17 protein-coding genes are annotated in these 17,541 nt (G+C 62.0%); 5 read left to right on the top strand and 12 right to left on the bottom strand.

What is annotated here, in order from left to right; genetic code table 11:
• The first annotated feature begins 71 nt into the window (after positions 1-71).
• Complete coding sequence (locus HHL26_RS02230; RefSeq protein ID WP_145907668.1) at positions 72-956, top strand: AraC family transcriptional regulator; 885 nt, start codon at positions 72-74, stop codon at positions 954-956.
• A gap of 103 nt (positions 957-1,059) precedes the next feature.
• On the opposite strand, the gene HHL26_RS02225 is transcribed toward HHL26_RS02230, so the two are convergent.
• Positions 1,060-2,283, bottom strand: coding sequence for a cytochrome P450 (locus tag HHL26_RS02225; protein ID WP_066562938.1), 1,224 nt, complete (start codon positions 2,281-2,283; stop codon positions 1,060-1,062).
• A 116-nt stretch (positions 2,284-2,399) separates the two neighbouring features.
• Here HHL26_RS02225 and HHL26_RS02220 point away from each other — a divergent pair, with 116 nt between their 5' ends.
• Positions 2,400-2,765, top strand: a complete 366-nt coding sequence (locus tag HHL26_RS02220; RefSeq protein WP_066563889.1) for a hypothetical protein — start codon at positions 2,400-2,402, stop codon at positions 2,763-2,765.
• A gap of 35 nt (positions 2,766-2,800) precedes the next feature.
• On the opposite strand, the gene HHL26_RS02215 is transcribed toward HHL26_RS02220, so the two are convergent.
• From HHL26_RS02215 to HHL26_RS02205, 3 genes are all read right to left on the bottom strand, one after another.
• Positions 2,801-3,601, bottom strand: a complete 801-nt coding sequence (locus HHL26_RS02215; RefSeq protein WP_082749133.1) for an SDR family oxidoreductase — start codon at positions 3,599-3,601, stop codon at positions 2,801-2,803.
• Positions 3,602-3,679: 78 nt separating this feature from the next.
• The gene (locus HHL26_RS02210; RefSeq protein WP_169575793.1) at positions 3,680-6,073 is read right to left on the bottom strand and encodes a TonB-dependent receptor; all 2,394 of its coding nucleotides are present in this window, start codon (positions 6,071-6,073) and stop codon (positions 3,680-3,682) included.
• A gap of 149 nt (positions 6,074-6,222) precedes the next feature.
• The gene (locus tag HHL26_RS02205; RefSeq protein WP_066562941.1) at positions 6,223-7,101 is read right to left on the bottom strand and encodes an AraC family transcriptional regulator; all 879 of its coding nucleotides are present in this window, start codon (positions 7,099-7,101) and stop codon (positions 6,223-6,225) included.
• 244 nt (positions 7,102-7,345) lie between these two features.
• On the opposite strand from HHL26_RS02205, the gene HHL26_RS02200 reads away from it, so the two are divergent.
• Positions 7,346-8,635 (top strand): MFS transporter, encoded by a 1,290-nt coding sequence (locus HHL26_RS02200; protein ID WP_066562942.1) that lies wholly within the window; start codon positions 7,346-7,348, stop codon positions 8,633-8,635.
• Between the two features lie 53 nt (positions 8,636-8,688).
• On the opposite strand, the gene HHL26_RS02195 is transcribed toward HHL26_RS02200, so the two are convergent.
• The 3 genes from HHL26_RS02195 to HHL26_RS02185 all read right to left on the bottom strand — a co-directional run bounded on the left by HHL26_RS02195 (position 8,689) and on the right by HHL26_RS02185 (position 11,529).
• Positions 8,689-9,084, bottom strand: coding sequence for a hypothetical protein (locus HHL26_RS02195; RefSeq protein WP_066562944.1), 396 nt, complete (start codon positions 9,082-9,084; stop codon positions 8,689-8,691).
• Positions 9,081-9,929: an NAD(P)-dependent oxidoreductase gene (locus HHL26_RS02190; protein WP_066563895.1), complete on the bottom strand. Its 849-nt coding sequence runs from the start codon at positions 9,927-9,929 to the stop codon at positions 9,081-9,083. Before HHL26_RS02190 ends, HHL26_RS02195 begins: the two co-directional genes overlap by 4 nt.
• Before the next feature lie 127 nt (positions 9,930-10,056).
• The gene (locus HHL26_RS02185) at positions 10,057-11,529 is read right to left on the bottom strand and encodes an MFS transporter (protein WP_240962273.1); all 1,473 of its coding nucleotides are present in this window, start codon (positions 11,527-11,529) and stop codon (positions 10,057-10,059) included.
• Between HHL26_RS02185 and HHL26_RS02180 the strand changes: the two genes are divergently transcribed.
• Together HHL26_RS02180 and HHL26_RS02175 are read left to right on the top strand one after the other, a co-directional pair.
• Positions 11,530-11,802, top strand: a complete 273-nt coding sequence (locus tag HHL26_RS02180) for a PRC-barrel domain-containing protein (protein WP_066562946.1) — start codon at positions 11,530-11,532, stop codon at positions 11,800-11,802.
• Between the two features lie 70 nt (positions 11,803-11,872).
• Entirely contained in the window at positions 11,873-12,502 is a 630-nt protein-coding gene (locus tag HHL26_RS02175) for a TetR family transcriptional regulator (protein WP_066562947.1), read from the top strand.
• Here HHL26_RS02175 and HHL26_RS02170 read toward each other — a convergent pair.
• The 5 genes from HHL26_RS02170 to HHL26_RS02150 form a co-directional block, all read right to left on the bottom strand.
• Positions 12,467-13,039 carry a VOC family protein gene (locus HHL26_RS02170; RefSeq protein ID WP_066562950.1) on the bottom strand — a complete coding sequence of 191 codons (573 nt, stop codon included), beginning with the start codon at positions 13,037-13,039 and terminating at the stop codon, positions 12,467-12,469. The genes HHL26_RS02175 and HHL26_RS02170 overlap by 36 nt on opposite strands.
• Positions 13,036-14,304 (bottom strand): hypothetical protein, encoded by a 1,269-nt coding sequence (locus HHL26_RS02165; RefSeq protein ID WP_066562952.1) that lies wholly within the window; start codon positions 14,302-14,304, stop codon positions 13,036-13,038. The genes HHL26_RS02170 and HHL26_RS02165 overlap by 4 nt, the downstream gene beginning before the upstream one ends.
• Positions 14,301-15,077, bottom strand: coding sequence for an SDR family oxidoreductase (locus HHL26_RS02160; protein ID WP_066563898.1), 777 nt, complete (start codon positions 15,075-15,077; stop codon positions 14,301-14,303). Before HHL26_RS02160 ends, HHL26_RS02165 begins: the two co-directional genes overlap by 4 nt.
• 16 nt (positions 15,078-15,093) lie before the next feature.
• Positions 15,094-16,287, bottom strand: a complete 1,194-nt coding sequence (locus HHL26_RS02155) for a sulfotransferase (protein WP_066562954.1) — start codon at positions 16,285-16,287, stop codon at positions 15,094-15,096.
• Between the two features lie 121 nt (positions 16,288-16,408).
• The gene (locus tag HHL26_RS02150; RefSeq protein ID WP_169575792.1) at positions 16,409-17,539 is read right to left on the bottom strand and encodes a phosphotransferase family protein; all 1,131 of its coding nucleotides are present in this window, start codon (positions 17,537-17,539) and stop codon (positions 16,409-16,411) included.
• Between the last annotated feature and the right edge of the window lie 2 nt (positions 17,540-17,541).

Here is a 17,541-nt window from a genome sequence, read left to right as displayed (position 1 = left end):
ATATCCTGCTTTGCGGCGCAAACAGGCGCGAATGGAAAGGGACGGAAGGAGCAATGGCAGGCGGGCGACCTATGATGCAGTCAACGGGCACCATCCTTCCATGCCAGCCGCTCACCGTCTCCTATTTCCATGTCGAGAACAGCATCATCGCGAACGGCATTCGTGCCGATATCCGGCATTTTGCGTGGGAACGCAGCTGTGACGCCAGGTTCGAGCCGAACAGTCACTATCTCGACTATTCGCTCGGCCCGCGCGCGCGCGGGGCGCGTCTGCTGCCCGACGGCAAGCGCCATGCGCCACCCTTTGGCGAGGTTTCCTACCTGCCAAAGGGGAGCCAGTTTGAAGCGCGCTGCGAACCCAGCGAATATCGCATATTCTGTTTGACCTTCGAAAGCCTGACAGCCGATCAGCTCTTTCAGAATGAGGTAATGCCTTCGTCATTGCCCCCCTGTTTCGACGTCAAGGCGCCGTGGGTCCGTCAGGGCCTCGCCCGCCTCGCCCAGGAAGTGCGCAATCCCGGTTTCGCGCCCGACATCATGGTCGAAACCATTGCGTTGTCGCTGGTCATCGACCTGTCTCGTCACCTTCAGATCGCTCACAAATGCGATGACACCGCCGATCCACGAATGGCGGGCTGGCGCCTGCGCCGCCTTCAGGAGCGTATCGAGGCGGGACTGGCGGGGCCATTGTCGATCGTCGATCTGGCCGAAGAATGCGGCGTCAGTTCACGGCATCTGATGCGGACCTTCAAGAACACGGTCGGGAAGACCCTGGGCAGTTACATTGCCGATGCGCGGATTGCGCAGGCCAAGCGAGAACTGGTTCAGGATGGCGCCCTTATCAAGGTCGTCGCGGGCAATTGCGGTTTCCAAAGCGTCGCGGCCTTCAGTGCCGCCTTCCGCAAGGCGACCGGCCTCAGCCCCCGGGGTTTCCGGCACGAGATGCTGCGCGGTTGACGCTGGAGCGGTTATCCGATGCAATCAGATAACCGCTCCAGAACCAATTTGACCGGTCAGACCTCATGCGCCCACAGATCACAGTCCCGGGCCATGGGAATATTCAGTCCCATTGCAGGTGGAGATCCGGCACATGCAGAATATTGCCCACGAAATACGGCACTTTGAAGCCGTCCTTGATCCGAAATTCCGGCAAAGTCGTGACGAATTCCTCGACCGCGATTTGCAGTTCCAGCCGCGCGAGATGCATCCCCAGACATTTGTGAATACCGCTGCCCAGCGACATATGCGGCGCCTTACGGTCGAAGCGAATGGCCTGAGGATCATCGTAGAAGGCCGGATCGCGACCAACCACGGGTGAGCTGAAGGCCACATAATCCCCAGGCATAATCTTCTGCCCCTGAATTTCGATGACCTTCGTCGCGATGCGGAAGGCCGTGACCGGCGCGAAGGCGCGGAGGAATTCTTCGACCGCGAGGACGATCAGCGACGGATCAGCGCGCAGTTCGTTCTGCTTATCCGGGTGAGACGCCAGATAGTTGAAGATATTGCCGAGCAGCGACGTAACCGTGTCCAGTCCACCGATATACAGGTTGAAACAGTGCCCCAGAACCTCGTCATCATTCCACAGGCGGTCATCCACCTCAAAGGTCAGGACCTTGCTGATATAGTCATCGCGCGGCTGCTGGCGGCGGGCCTCAATCTCCTCCAGCAGATAGTCTTTCACACAGCGCACGGCGTTGCCGCGGACTTCCCAGTCATTGGAGTGGAGCATTTCCTTTTCCCATTTGAGGAATTGCGCCATTCTTTCCTGTGGTAGCCCAAGCAGATCGAGGACGATGAAGATAGGGAATTTCTCCGAAAATTCCTCGATGAAATCGCACTGACCCCGATCCTTGAAGGCATGGATCAAGGTCCGCGCACGCTCGCGCACCTGTTCCTTCATCGCGAACATCTTCTGCGGCGCGAAATGACTGTTCAGCGCCTTGCGGTAACCGGTGTGAATGGGCGGGTCGGCTTCGGTCGGAATGACCAGCCAGTTCTCGCCGATATTCTGCGCCCATTTGCCCATGCCGTTCTTGGTGAAATTGTCGGCGTCGCGCAGCATCGCCTGCACATCCTCGGCATTTTTGAGCAGCCAGCCGGGTTGGTCACCGGGAAAGATGTTGGTGACATAGGTGACCGGCGGCAGGTCCGCATGCATGGCCGGGATCAGCACCTCCTGCGGATTGTCGTAGATCACCTGCCGGGAAAAGAGCGGCAGCGCCATCGCCAGTTCGGGTGGCACATGATCCGGAAGGGGCTGTTGCGCAGGTTTGGTCATCATATTCTCCGAAGCAAAAAGAGATAATTTCCACCCTTGCCAAAGACAGGTGCGGTCCTGGTCATCCGATCGAGACTGGCGGCCATGCGGATGATCCGCAATGACAGGAGGCGATGCGCATGAGCGAGGTAGAAGTGCCGGATCTGGAACAGGCGATCCGCGACAATTACCGGCTGTGGAACGAGGGAAAGCGTGACGAACTCGACCGGCTTTTCCGGGCGCTGGGCCCCCAAGGCTTTACGATCGAATATGTCGGATCGCCTGCCGTCGACGGTAGCACCGCTATGGCGGAGATGTGGGCGGAATATGGCGGAAAATGCACGACCGAGCCGCTGGAGGTGATTGTCAACGGATCGGAGGGCGCGGCCTATGTAGCCAATCGCCTGCAAACCAAGGATGGCATTGTGACGCTGCCGAGCCTCGAAACCTACAAGGTCGCCGATGGCCGGCTGACGATCCGCTATTTTCATCGGACCGCTCATTAACCCCCTGAGAACCGAAGTGCAGGCGTTGGACACAGCTAGTCCTTCGCCTGCATGAAGGCCAGCAAATCGGCATAATGGGGCTGGTGGACAAGGCCGCCGCCAGAAATGGATATATTCTCACCCGTGATGTAGCGCGCCTCGTCCGAAGCAAGAAAGGCGACCAACGCGGCGATATCATCGGGCGTACCGAATTCGGGCGTCAATATATGCCGCTGAATAATCTCCTTCAGGCCCGGCACGGTTTTTTCGAGGGCTTCAGTCAGCACCACGCCCGGCGCGATGCTGTTGCAGCGGATATTCTGCCGCCCATGCTGGGTCGCCACATATTTGGTGAGGCCGATGATCGCCGCCTTGGACGAACCATAGGCAATGCGCGCAAGATCCCCGGCGGTGCCCGAATTGGACGCGGTATTGATGATCGAACCGCCACCACCGGCGACCATATGCGGGATCGCATATTTGCATCCCAGCAAATAGCCGGTGAGATTGACGTCGAGAATCTCGCGCCAGATCCCGATCGGAATGTCGACGGCGGTGGTGTCCTGCGGACTTTTGTCCGGATCGGTCATCGCCGCATTATTATGTAATATGTCGAGCCTGCCGAAATGGTCGACGGCGCGATCAACCATCGCCTTTACCGACTGCGGATCGGCGGCATCGAACTGGACCGCCAGCGCCTTGTCCCCCAACGGGGCGGCCGCACGGACGGCCGCCTCCTCGAACAGATCGGCGATTACGACGCGAGCCCCCTCCGCAACGAGGCGCCGCGCGACGGCGGCACCGATACCACCGCCGCCGCCGGTGACGATCGCCACCCTGTCTACCAACCTCATCATCTTTCAAGTTCCCCGGTCATGGGCTGGCGGGAAAAAGCCGTACTGGCCATAGCTTCTCCCGCCATCCGCGTTATCCGATCAGAATTTAAACGTCGTTTCCACGCCATAGGTGGCCGGCTGACCAACATAGGCGGCTGTGATGCCCAATGTCCGATAGAGATCGGGGAAGCGCCGCAGCAGATACTTCTTGTTCGTGATGTTGCGACCATAGACGGCGATTTCAACATTGGGATTTTCAAGCTGGAAAGCGATACGGCCGTTGAAAATGCCATAGCCGGGCACACGACCAAAGCGGTTTTCCGTATCATAGGCGGCCTTGGTCGCAGCCGACGCCTGGTCCGCCGCCCTGACGGCATCGAAATGCTGAGCGCCGACATAGGAATAGGCGCCGGTGACAGCAAGCGTGCCCGCTCCCAACGGAATTTTCTGCGTGGCGCTGATATTGAGCTGCTTCTTGGGCAATTGCAGCAGCGGCAAACCACTCAGATCGACGACGCAGCCATTGACGACCCCAGCGCCGTTCGTGCAGCCGCTGCCAGCCACCACCTGAATTTCGCTGAAGCTACCCTTCACATATTTACCGTTTTGCAGCGAACCGTTGACGCTGAGCGTCATGCCTTCCCACGGCACAGCCGTGATTTCATTTTCCATGCCCCAGATACGGACCTTGCCGTTATTCTGAATATATTGGGTGACGCCGATGCCGGTGACGAAGCTGTTGACGATCGCCTGATTGTCATCCTTCCACGTGTGGAAGACCGCGGTGTTGAAACGCAGCCGGCGGTCGAAGAGATCGACCTTCAGGCCGGCTTCGACGTCTTTCACCTTTTCGGGGGCGAAGGCGGGCAGCCCCCCTGCCCGCAGGTTCCAGCCACCGGCCTTGGCCGCGCCACGGGTCGCGAGATAGAGGAAGAGATTGTCGCTGGCCTGCCAGTCGAGACCCAGATTCCAGGCCGGATAATTGAACTTGGCATTCTGCGCCTGATTACAGGTGGTGGCCGTAACCGGTTCCGTCGGGGTCACCGTACAGTTGATGCCGGTCGGCGTCCCCGCCACGGCGACATTATAGGGTCGGCCATATATCTGCGCATTATGCAGCAGGCTGTCGCGGGTGTCCCAGGTATAGCGGAAACCGCCCACCGCGCGCAGCTTCGGCGTCAATTCATAATAGGCCTGGGCAAACAGGCCGAAGGTCTTGTTGGTGACATCGGCGTTCGAATCACGGATGAGTCCGCCGAAAATCTGCGACCGACTGAATTCGTAGCCGCTCTCCTTGCCCGCATAGGCGCCCGTGATGAAGCTCAGGCTGTCGGTGATATTGCCGGAAAGCTGAAATTCCTGAGAAATATAATAGGAACCAGACCCCGCGAAGGTCGCCAGCAACGGGACGGCGGTGCCATCCGTGTCGTTCTGACCATAGTTCATCGAGTGGCGATAGCCGGTGATGGACTTGAAGTTCAGGCCGCCCAATTCAACATTCAGGGTGCCGGAAAAACCGTATACTTCGAGCGTATTAAATGGCCGCACGCCATAGAGTGCCTGCGCCTCTGGAGTCAGCGTACCGATGGTGGCCGGGATCGACGTGCCGGTCGTTGTATTGCCCCACCAGTTTTCCTTGGTCAGCAGGCCCGCGGTGAGCCCCGGCTGGAAGGCCGCAGGAACGATCGCCGGATTGAAGGCCCAGAGCGCGATCTGCTGACCATGGTTGGACTGGCGGTTCCAGTCGCCCGACAGGGTCAGATCCCAGCCATTGCCCTCATATTTGAGCTTGCCGCGAACGAACTTGCTGTTGTTGTCGGAAAAGTCGCGCTTGGTGAGAAGATTGTCGCCATAGCCGTCCCGGTCGTTGATCGCCCCGCTCAGACGAATCGCCAGGCCTTCCGCAAGCGGCACATTGATATTGGCATGCGCCCCCAGCGTACTGTAATTGCCAAATTCTGCCTTGAACGCACCGCTGAGCTGGTCGTTCGGATCGTTGGTAACGATGTTGATGGCACCACCAGTCGTGTTACGGCCGAACAGGGTACCCTGCGGTCCGCGCAGCACTTCCAGCCGCTTGACGTCCTGAATATCGGTCATGCCCGTCGATGGACGGGGAATGTAAATACCGTCAATGTACGTGGCGACGGCAGGATCGTTGGCGAGGATCGGCTGGAGATTGCCCTGACCGCGAATGGCGACGAAGACGATACCGTCGCCGCCTGCCGAACCACGACCGATGACAAGGCCCGGAGCGGTGCGCTGAAGATCGACGACATTTTCGACCTTGGCGGTCGTCAGCGCTTCGGGCGTAAGCGCGGTGACAGCGATAGGCGTGGTCTGAAGACTTTCCTCGGTACGGCGCGCGGTGACCACGATATCCTGAATGCCTTCGCTGGCACCCGATTGCGGCTGCTGCGCATAGGCAGGCTGTGCCATTGCGGCAATCAGCGCGCCTGTGGCGATCGCACCCAAAGTAGCGGTCTTGCTCATTTTTTCCCTCCCCATCATTTTATTCGGCTTCGATTTGTAAACGCAGAGTGCGTCTAGCTTGGAGATAATGCGCTCCATAGTGGTAGGCTCCTGTTTGACTGTGCGGCGACAGAATTTGGCCGCCGATCGATATTTTCTTACTTGCCGGGTCAATGGACCTGCGGCGGCTGGCAGCGGAAATCCTTGGGCGTCTGGCCCGTCGCGGCGCGAAAGGCAGCGGAAAAGGCCGAAGTGCTGCTAAAGCCGCAGCGCCAGCTGATTTCCTTGATCCGCGCGCCGTCGTTCCGCAGCAGTTCCTTGGCCAAAGCGATGCGGCTGCGCGCGACAAATTCACCCAGACTGACGCCGGTTCCGTCCCTGAACACGCGGGCGACATGGCGCACACTCATGTTGCAGTCGCGCGCAATATCCGCGACGCCAAGGGGAGCGGACAGATTGTCCATCACATAGTCGATGATATTGCGCACCTGCCGCGCACCGCGTGATGTCGTGCTGCCCAATTCCCGTGGACACATGTGCCGGACGAGTTCGACCGCCAGCCCCATGAGCATCGATTCGACAAGAGTCTGGCTCGCAAAGCCGGGCGCCCGCAATTCCGCCGCCAGTCCGGCAAAAAGGCGGCGCATGGAAATATTCTGGACATCGGCGCAGGGGTCCACCCTCTTCAGCGGCTGCTCGCCGTCGAACAGTTCTTCCAGAAATTCGTCCCCCAGCGCGACACACACCAGATGCCGTTCCTGAAGCGCGGGTTCGCCGACATATTGGCGATGCGGCGGCATGTAGAGAATGTCACCCGAAGCGACACGCCGATCGGGTCGGCCCATGCTGACCATGCTGCGTCGCGGTTGACCGTCGAGCGAATAATCCAGATAATGTTTCTCAGGGCTGAAGACGCCACTGCTGGGCAAAACCCAATCGAAATGACGCAAATCCACACGGGCATCGCGAACGGTCGCCACCGCTTCGATGTAGAAATTCTTGACCCCGAACCTGTCCTGGCCGGTCCAATCGCTCTCCGGACGAAACATCGCCACCTCTGCCTGTTTCTCTTCTCTCTGTGCATCAGATAGGCGCAGCACCCACTTTTACTTCTATCTTCGGATAGGTGGTCAAGACGCCCAAGGGCGGCACATCCATAAACCGTACTCGACACAATCTGGCCGAGGGCGGCATGGGGAACATATGCTATGCGTTTCTCACGCACCTCAGCCTGATATCCAAAAACAGGAGGCGCTCAATGTCCATCGCACCGCTCTTGCAGCAGCGGGCGCCATGAGAGCGCTGTCGGAAAAACCCGCCGCCGTCAGCCATTATCCCTGGTATGTGCTGGGCATATTGACGCTGGCGCAGACCTGCCATGGCATCGATCGCGCCATCATCGGGCTGGTGCTGGCGCCGGTCGGGCATGAATTTGCCCTGTCGGATGGACAACTCGGGATATTGGCGGGCTTTGCCTATGGCATATTTTTCGCTCTGGCCGCCCTGCCCTTCGGCGTAGCGGTCGACAACTGGAACCGTCGCAACCTGATGGCTGCGGCACTCACGCTGTGGAGCGGCGCGACCGCTTTGTGCAGCCTGGCGACCGGATTCTGGACATTGCTTGTAGGCCGTGCCGCGGTAGGGACGGCCGAAGCGGGCGGTTCACCGACCGGCATGTCGTTGCTGAGCGACTATTTCGGGGAGGACCGACGCGCAACCGCTATCGGCATCTGGTATCTGAGTTCGGGTATCGGCCTTGCCATCGCCTTCATCGTGGGCGGTGCGATCGTGCAGAACGCCGGATGGCGCTGGGCATTTGTGGCCGCCGGCGTACCGGGACTGGTGCTGGCGCCCCTGCTGCTGCTCACCGTCCGGGAACCATTGCGCGGCGCGCATGACGGGCCGGCCCCGCTGCAAGGAGAGACGCTGAGGCTGGTGCAGCGTATCCGCCTGCTCGCGGCGCGACCGGGACTGCTTTACTGCATCTTCGCCATCGTCCTGATCGCGGCGGGGATTTACGGCATGAGCACATGGCTCACCACTTTCCTGATCCGGGTCCACGGCATGCCCATTGCGCGGGCGGGTTTCCTCATCGCCATTGCCTATGGCGGCCTCGGCTCCCTGGGCGGATTTCTCGCGGGTTGGGTGATCGACCTCATCAACCGGCGCCGTGGCGGCTTCGATCCGGCAAGGACATCCCTGTTCGGCGCGGTGATCCCCTTGCTGACGGCAGTGACCGGCGTCGGCACCGTGCTGTTCCGGGACCTTGATCTGATGCTGGCGCTGCTGATGGCCTGCGGTTTCCTCAGCGCTTCCTATAACGGCCCGATCTACGCCGTCATCGTGACCATCGCCGGGCCGCGCCTGCGGGGCCTTGCGGTATCTCTGGTGCAATTGGGGGCAAACCTGATCGGCGTGGGCGCCGGCACTTATCTGATCGGCGCCGTCAGTGACTTTGTCGGGGGGACGGCGGGTGTCGCCTGGGGGATCGGCACCGCCATGCTGTTCACCTTTGCCGGGGGATTATTGCTGCTGCTGGCGTCCCGCGCGATCCGCCGTGCCCAAAATAGCGGCGAAGCATAAGAAAAGGGCGGCCTGGTTCTTCGACCAGACCGCCCTTTGTCATGCACGCCCTGTCATTTGGACGCGGCGTCGCGCTCCTTGCGCCGTGCCTTGGCGGCTTCGATCCCCCGGAACACGGTGGTCGTGTTGCCCGCCCCGGCATAGAACAGTATGAAGAGCGGCAGGAAGTCCAACTCCTCATCGGTGAATTCGTTATTGATGAGGGCGCCGTTCATCTGGATCTCGACCAGATCGGCGCGTCCCAGCATGGCGGTCGCGCCCAGCACCAGCAGGCGCTTCTCCCGCATCGAGAAGATATCGCTCGCCCACAGATTGGCGAACTGGTTGCCGACGATTTCCTGATTGAAGGAAGAGTCGCGATACGGACGGGTCATGTCCGACGATCCCGGTCCGTAGACCTTGTCGAACACTTCAAGTCCCTTCTGCCACTGCGCTTCGTCGATGCTCATGCCTTTTCTCCCATTACATTTTCAAGGCCGACGACCGCCTGATCGGTCCGGCGTGTCAGTTCGACCAAGGGCAACGCGATGCCATAGCTGCGCGCCAGATCGATGGCCGCATCCAGATCCTTGACCATCAGCCCGCGCGTATATTCGCGCACTGCCGCTTCCTGTTCGCTGGACGACGGATCGTCGCGTACCGCCAGCATCAACGGTCCGCCCACGCTGTCGGAGCTGGCGTCGATCACTTGCGCAAGTTGGCGGACATCCACCCCAGCATTGCGACACAATACGGATGCCTCATAGCCGGCGCGCAGGCAGCCAAAGACGATGACGTTACGCGCGATCTTCGCCGCCATGCCCGCGCCGGGGCCGCCCATATGCGCCACCAGCTTGGCAAAGCCGTCCAGCACCGGGCGCACATTCGCAATGGTCTCATCCGTGCCGCCGACCAGGCAGACGAGGCCGTGTTCGCGGGATTTTGGGCCACCGGTCACGCCGCAATCGACCAGTTCCACGCCCGCCGCGTCGGTCAGGGCGCGCACGGCGTCCAGATCCTCGATCGAGACGGTCGCCACCAACACCACGACCATGCCCGGCCGCGCGCGCGACAAAACCCCGTCGGGGCCTGACAGTACGTCAATCGTCTGCTTTGCGTTGACGACGGCGATGATGACGACGTCGGACTGCGCGGCCAGTTCCGCCGGACTGGCGACGACGGGCGGCACCCCTTCCAACGTGTCGGCAGCATCGGCACGAATGTCATAGACCGCCGCCAATTGATTTGTCCGCGCGAGGCATATGGCGACACCCGCGCCGATCTGCCCCAAGCCGATAACTCCTGCTCTTCCCATCCTCATTATCCTTTCCGCCGCCTGTACGCGGTCCTGTAATCGACAGGCCGGGAGGGTGGCATAGCCAAGACCGACGCGTCATCCCGTTCAGGGCCGCTTGGCCGAACCTCGACAGCTTTCCCGTCCTTCACGACGCATTTGCCTCCAGCGGTAGATTTTTTGCGGCGAGAAGATAGTGGAGAACCGCGATCAAAAGCACGGATGCGGATAGCTGCATGCTCAGTTGCAGACCGCTTGCCGCAGCCGAGAGACAGGCCGCCGGCGGTGGCCCCCTCCCCGCAGCGAGACAGTCCGCGGCATAATTCCCCTCGTAGAGAAACACGGCCAAACGATCGCTGAGATAGCCCAGCACCACCGATCCCAATCCCAGCCCGGCCACGGTCTGGCCGAAGGAGTGGAGCGCGGCGGCGGATGCCCGCATGCGCGGTTCGACCAGCGATTGTGTAATGGTCATGATGGCGGGGGTGAAGGCGTAGAGTAAGGTGGTGGCGACGAAGAGAAAGGCGACCAGCCATCGCCAGTCCGACTGATGAATCGCGAGCAGATAGAAGGGCAGCGCCAGCCCCACCGCGATCGCGGGCGCCCATCCGCCCCAGCGTATATCACGCCGGATCAGGCGTCCGATCAGATAGCCGCCGCTGACCTGCCCGACCATTGTCGCCAGACTGAACGAAAGCGCAAACATAAGACCTGCGTGGGCAAGCGGCAGATCGAAGCGGCGGACCAGCAAAGGGATCAGGAACAGGTTGGTCCCGAACCCGACCAGCCCTACGAAACCGCTGCCGAAGGTCAGGTGCAGGAAGGCGGGCGAATGGGCGAGCCGCCGCAACACCATGGCGAAGGGCGGCGTATCCACGCTTTGCCCCGCATCTTTCCGCTCGGGCTCGGGAATCGTCGCGATCAGCAGAAGCGCCAGCAGCAGACCGGGTGCGCCGACCGCCACGAGCGCGAGCCGCCAACCGAATGTCTGCGCGACCGCGCCACCAGCGATCGCCGCTATGGCGCCGCCCAGAGGTACCCCTATCGCTATCAGCGAAAAGACGACCGCGCGGCGACCGGCATCGAACCGGTCGGAAATCATCGAGACGAGCGCCGGTGTGAAGCCCGCTTCTCCGATGCCTACGCCCATGCGGCACAGCAAGAGCTGGACATAACTTCCCGCTGCGCCGGAGAGCGCGGTCATCAGCGACCAGAGCATTGTCACCACAGCGATGATCCGTACCCGGCTGTAGCGTTCGGCCAGCCGCGCCAGCGGAATGCCCAGCACGGCATAGAAGAGCGAGAAGGCCAGCCCGCCGAGCATGCCGAGTTGAAGATCGCTCAGCCGCAGATCGTGGCGAATCGCCTCGCCGACCACGGCGATGATCGTGCGATCGATGAAGTTGAACATGTAAATCGCGCCCAGAAGCAGCAGAAACCATTGGTCGCGTGCGCCTGACCCGCCCCTGCCCTTCATCGCCTCTCCGATTGCCATCCGGCTGCTTTTTTCATGCATGTAAGACAGATAGAACAGATTCTTTTCGATGTGTATTGGTTTTCTCTTGAAACGATCCTTCGACTGCGCCAACAGGTCGCCATCTTCGACAAAGGATTTCAGCATATGAAGACCATCATCATCGCGCTCACGGCTCTGGGCCTGGCCGCGCCCGCCTTTGCCCAGGCGCCTGCGGTGGATCGCAACGAGGCGATCTACTCCGCCGATGGAACCAAGATCGGCAAGGTCGATCGCGTGCTGACCGCCGGCGACGGCGCCGTGAGCGCGGTGCGCGTCATCTATCGCGGAAAGTTCATCACCATCCCCGCAACCACGCTGAGCGCGGGTGAGAAGGGCGTGACGACCAGCCTGTCGAATGCCGAGCTGAAGAAACTGTGATTTTTTGCCCCACGGTCTTGCAGGACCGTGGGGCATGGACCCGTGCCGCGCCTCGGCTTAAAGCGAAGGCATGAGGGCAAACCAACAACCGCTTGCACGGCTTCCCCGGCGCGGCCGACCGCCGCAATCCGAAGGGCCTGCGCTCGACCGCAGCCGGCTGGTCGCGACCTTGCTGGACATGGCCCGGTCGGGCGGAATCGAATCGCTCAATATCCGTCCGGTGGCGCAGCGTCTGGGCGTGTCCCCGCGTCTGCTCTACCATCATGTCCGCGACAAGGAGGAGATGCTCGGCCTGCTGACCGACGAGATTCTGCGCGGCCGGATGCCCGACCTGTCGGCGCCGGATTGGGAAAGCCGCCTCCGCAGCATCGCCCGCGCGGTCCATCTGGCCTATCGCGATTTTCCGGGGTCCGCCGCCTTCATCCTGTCACGCAGCGCCAACCGGCTGGAGCAACCCAATGCGCTGGCGATCCGCCGCGCCATCTTCGAGGCGCTGGCCGAGGCAGGGCTGACACGGCCGCAAAGCGAAGAGATGCTGGTGATTTTTTCCGTCATCGTGCTGGGCAATGTCGTCGTGTCGGAAAGCCTGACCGACAATGACGAACGGCTGGCGATGCAGCGCGATGTGGTGGAAGCCGCCTTCACCCGCGCGACGGACATGCTGCTAACCGCGATCCGCGCCATCGCGGGCGCGGCCTGAGCCTAAGGCAAGGTCGGCGATGGATCGGACGGGGCGGCTGATCCCGTCCCACGCGCGATGGGCGGCGTGCATCCGGTCGAGCGACGCTTCCATCGCAGGCGAAAGCTCCATCAGTTCGACATAGCCGCCATTGCCTGCGCGGGTATCGAACAGCGCGAACCTTTCACCCGACGCCATCATTCCGCTGAACGCCATGGCATAGCCTTCGCCGGACAGCCGCTCCACCCCCTCGTCATAGGGAATGCGCAGCATGACATGATGATAGCCATCGCCATGACGGTCGAGCATTTCGGTGAAGACCGAAGGCCCCTCATTCGTCTGCTGGAGCAGTTCGATCAGCAGTCCGCCGGAAAAGCCGAACGCGACCTTCATCGCCACCTGCGTCGGCGCGCCACGATAGATCTGGCCCGGCAGCACGGGCACGTCGAAAACGAAAAACGGTCCCGCCCCCATGACCCGCGTCCAGTGAGCCAATGCGCGCTCCATGTCGCGCACCACCTGACACAGTTCCAGTATCGAGCCCTTGGGCTGCATCATGCGTCTCCCCAGATTGCGGCATGGGTTCGCAGGCCATGCTGGCGCGCGCGATCGCGCAACTGCTGTTCTCGCAGGGCGAGATCGACCCGGGGAACGCCTGCGTCCACTTCGCGGTCGATGGCCGCCAGATCGACGACACGCACGTCGCGAATGAAGCGGGCGGGGTCGGCGCCTTCGGACACGCCCTGCCAGCGCAGCAGCACCCAGCCTTCTTCGAGGCCCGTCGTATCGATCCAGTTGGCGATGCCCGGATCGACGCCCGCCACCACATAGCTGACCGTGCAGTCTACGGCGGGCGTGACCTGCCCACTGTTGAGGCTGACCATGCGAAGCATCGGATCTGGCGAGATCGTCCACGGGTCGGCGATCTGGATGCCGGTATAATAGCTGCCCGCCGGATCGATGGTCACTAGCAACCCCTGCCCTTCCCCCAGTGCAAAGCGCCCACCGGCCAGATAGCCCCAACCCCCGTCGCGGCCATTGGGTCCGATCAGCCGATTGGGTTCGGGATGGCCGAGAAAATCATTTTTGAAACCCGACCAGAAGGCGACCCAGGCAGGCAGGTCGGCGATGATGGTCCGGGCAATCTCGCTCTCGCTGCGCGGGCGCCGGTCCGATGGCGGGTCGAGGCGACGGACGCTGACCTGTGCCGGCACCTGCCGCCAGTCGCGCTGACTGTCACGGGTATAGACCTGAATCCGCGCGCCCGGCTCGGTCCGCAAATGGGTCGCACCGCCTTCCTGCGGGCCGACGGTCACCGTCACCTGCCCATCGGCATCGCAGAAGGGCAGAAGTTGCTGAAGCGTCAGCGCGCCCAGATTACGGCCAAGTCCCGCATGATGCTCCGGCTCGACCTCGGCAACAATGCTGAACTGTGGCGGATCGGCGGAAAAGCGAATGTCGACGGCATAGTGCCCATCGCCATCGACCGGAATTTCACGATTGAAATTGTCAGGATTGTCGATCGCCACCGCCGCACCCGGATAGATGTGGCCGAACCAGCGCCGCGGGGCGTTGCTGATATTCCAGACGACCTTGGGATCGGCGGGATCACCATTGGCTTCGCGCATGGCGAGCCCCAGCACCCACTGATCGAGCGCACGATCCAGCCCCAGCCGTCCGTCGAGCGTAGCCGCCAGCGGATCGGCCAATAAGAGGAGGCGCGCCTCCTCGCGCGCGGCGCGGATGTCGGCCCGTTCGATCAGGCGTAGCGCCAGCCGTTCCGCCGCCGCCTGATCTTCGGTCCAGAGGGGGTTGGCGGTCATGAAATGGTCCCCACCCGGCCGCCTTCGGTGAAGATGGTGCTGCCGGTCGTGTAGCTGGAGCCGTCCCCCGCCAGCAATATGGCTGCGCCTACCGCCTCGTCCGCCGCGCCGAAGCGCTTGATCGCGTTGCGCTCGGCCAGGCCCAGCCCCTTGTGAATATCGGCCTCTTGTCCGTCCGGACTCATCGATCCGACGCACAGGCAGTTGATCCGCGTGTGCGGCGCCTGCGTCTTGGCCAGCTCGCGCACCAGAAAGAGCAGCGCCGCCTTAGACACGCCATAGGCGACGGCGGGCGGGATTGGCGTGAAGCCGCCGCAGCTCTGGACTGAAATGATGCTGCCCTTGCCATGCGCCTTCATATCGGCCTCGGTCAGTTCGGTCAGACGCCAGGTCGCCATGACATTGACGTCCATCGCCGTTTTCCAGACGTCGTCCGTGTTCGCCCAAAGCCCGCCATCAGCGGCATAGACCACGCCGGCCGCGGCATTGTTGAAAACGATATGGATCGGCCCAAAAGCCTCACGGGCGCCCGCCACCAGCCGTTCGAGATCGGCCTTCTCGCCTGCATCGGCGGCGATGGCGATCGCCCTGCCGCCGTCGGCCGCGTTGATCTCTGCGGCAATCCGGTCGAGCCGGCCCTGCGAGCGGGCGGAGAGGACCACATTGGCGCCCAATTCGGCATAGGCCTTGGCGACATGTTCTCCCACGCCCGGCCCTACGCCGGTCAGGATGGCGGTGCGCCCGTCGAGGCGGAAACGGTCGAGAACGCTCATGCTCATACTCCAGACATCAGGGTCGCGCGCGGTCGAACAGATGGCCGTAGCGCGCATAATAGCCGGCAAGCCGCTCATGCACCTCGCCCGGATCGATGCCGAACTGTTCCGGACTATGCTTGTGCTTGCCAAGGCGGCTGGCGGCCGGATTATCTGCCAGAAAAGCGGTGATGCGGTCGCGATGCTCGTCGGTGAAGGACAGAGCGAAGCGGTCGTAGATGCGCTGCATCGCCGCCATCGGATCGGCAACGATATCGCGATGGGCGAGGTCGAGAATGCGGCCCTCGATCGCCGGATCATTCGCCCGCGCCTCGGTCGCGCGGGCCATCGCCGCGCACCAGGTGTCGACCACCGACCGGCCGATCGCCTTCAGGTCGTCTGCGCCGCCCACGGCAGCGAGGAACCCCGCGATCATGCTCGACAACGAAGAGAAGGTCAGCACCGGATCGCGATGCGTCCACACCAGCATCGCGCCGGGATAGGCCTCCACCAGACCGGGCAGGTCCATCAGATGCTGCGGTGATTTCAGCGTCCAGCGGCCCTTGGGTCCTTTCCACTGATATTGCTGGAGCATCCGCTTGTGGGTGCGATATTGCCCTTCCGGCACGGTATCCTGCAACCAGCGGGCGAAATCGGGAACCCCCAGTTCGGCCGGAAAATTGGTGCTGGCGAAATGCAGCATCATGCCATGATTGCACTCTCCCGGCTGCGTGCAGTCCATCCGCTGGATATCGGCCAGTTGCGGCGCGTGTTTCAGCCAGTTTTCATAAATGGCCTGCACCTGCGCGATGCGCGGATCGCTGTCGAAACTCGCTTCTTCCGGGGCAGGCCAGGGGATATACCATTCCCATTCGCGGGGCGCGCGAGCGGCCGGATCAAGGCAGAGCAGGTCATAGGTGATCGTCGTCCCGGTGCGCGGCAGGCCGCAGACGATCAGCGGGTCCCCCACGTCCTGCGCGACAATGTCCGGATGCTGCCTTTCGTCTTCGGCGAAGCGCAACCGGGTCGCGAGCAAACCGACAATCTTGTGATGCGCGGTCTCGCGCAGCTGGGCAGGCGGGTCCATCGCCTCGACCGCTTCGACCAGCCGGCGAAAGCCCGTCATGAAGGACAGGTCCGGTCCGAAATCGGACAGTCCGGTCGCGGCGCCCGCCTCCGCGATCAGCGCATCGACGTCGAGAGGCGAGCGCTCCGCGACAGCTCCGTTCATGAATGCCCCTCGTCCGACCGCTGCCTCATGACTCGCCTCTCCACTATTATTCCACACTGTGTATTTAATAGAAGAGGCCGTGGTCAAGCAGGCAATTCACTTATGCCCGCAGCGAGCCGCGTCAGGCCGCCTTGTCTTCCACCGGCGTCAGATTCTTCATGAAGGCCACGAAATCCGGTCCCAGTTCGGGGATGGGCAGCCCCAGCTTTTCGGCCAGGTAAAGGGTCATGAAATTGTCGTTGAGCGATTTGTTCGTCGCAGAGATGTTGCCGATGCCGACCTGCCGGTCGAAGGCGCCCACCGCGACCAGCGCCATGCGGAGCGCCGCGACGATGTCATAATAATTGAGATGCCCGGCCTTCTGTCCGCTTGCCGCTTCCCAGATGGCAATCGTCTCGTCCTTGCTCGGCAGGCCTTCCAGCCGGGTGATACCAAAGCGGCGGCCGAACAGATCGTCGAAATAGAGCCACCAGGCGAGGTCAAGCTCCGCCGGCCCCAGTGCCGCGAGTTCCCAGTCGATCAGCGCGTTGACGCTACCGTCGGCCGCGAACATGACGTTCGACGGCGTGGGATCGCCCCACAACACATTCACCCCCGCATCGGCAGGCATGTTGGCGCGCACATAGGCCATGGCGGCATCGACGATGGGCATCGTCCGGCCGCGCCCCGCAGCCTTGTGCCACGCCTCCAGCGCACCGACATATTGATCGAGACCCGGCCGCCCATTTTCCGGCTGGGCGAGAAATTCAAAGCCGTCGCGCCAGTCGATCGTCGCCAGGCTGGCAAAAGCGTTGATGGCATTGGTGAATGTTTGCCGCCGCTGTTCCGGGGTCATCTCGACCAGCCAGCCTTCCAGATTATAATTGGGCTTTTGCTTGGCGCATTCCCCTTCCACCTTGCCCATCACCAGGAAAGGCAGGCCGAGAATATCGGGGTCGAGATGCATGCCGATCCAGGGCGGCACGGGCAGATCGCCGCGCGCATCGAGCGCCGCCATCATCCTGCCCTGAAGCGCGAGGCTGCTGCCGAACACCACTTCCAGATCCATCGGCTGACGGCGGACCACAAGCGTCTGGCTCTGGGCACCAGCCGGATCGTCATAGTCGACGTCGACAAAGAAGATGTCCGCCGAAAAGCCCGCGCCCAGCGTCACATTGAGCGGGCGAACGCGGATGTCGCGCCACTCGGGCTTTTCGCTCGCCAGCCAGTCCTGCAACTGGACGGTGATACGATCGGGAGTCAGCAATTCCATGA

This window comes from Sphingobium sp. TB-6, assembly GCF_012927365.1.
Lineage (GTDB): Bacteria > Pseudomonadota > Alphaproteobacteria > Sphingomonadales > Sphingomonadaceae > Sphingobium.
This window is presented reverse-complemented; position numbering and strand designations above follow the sequence as displayed.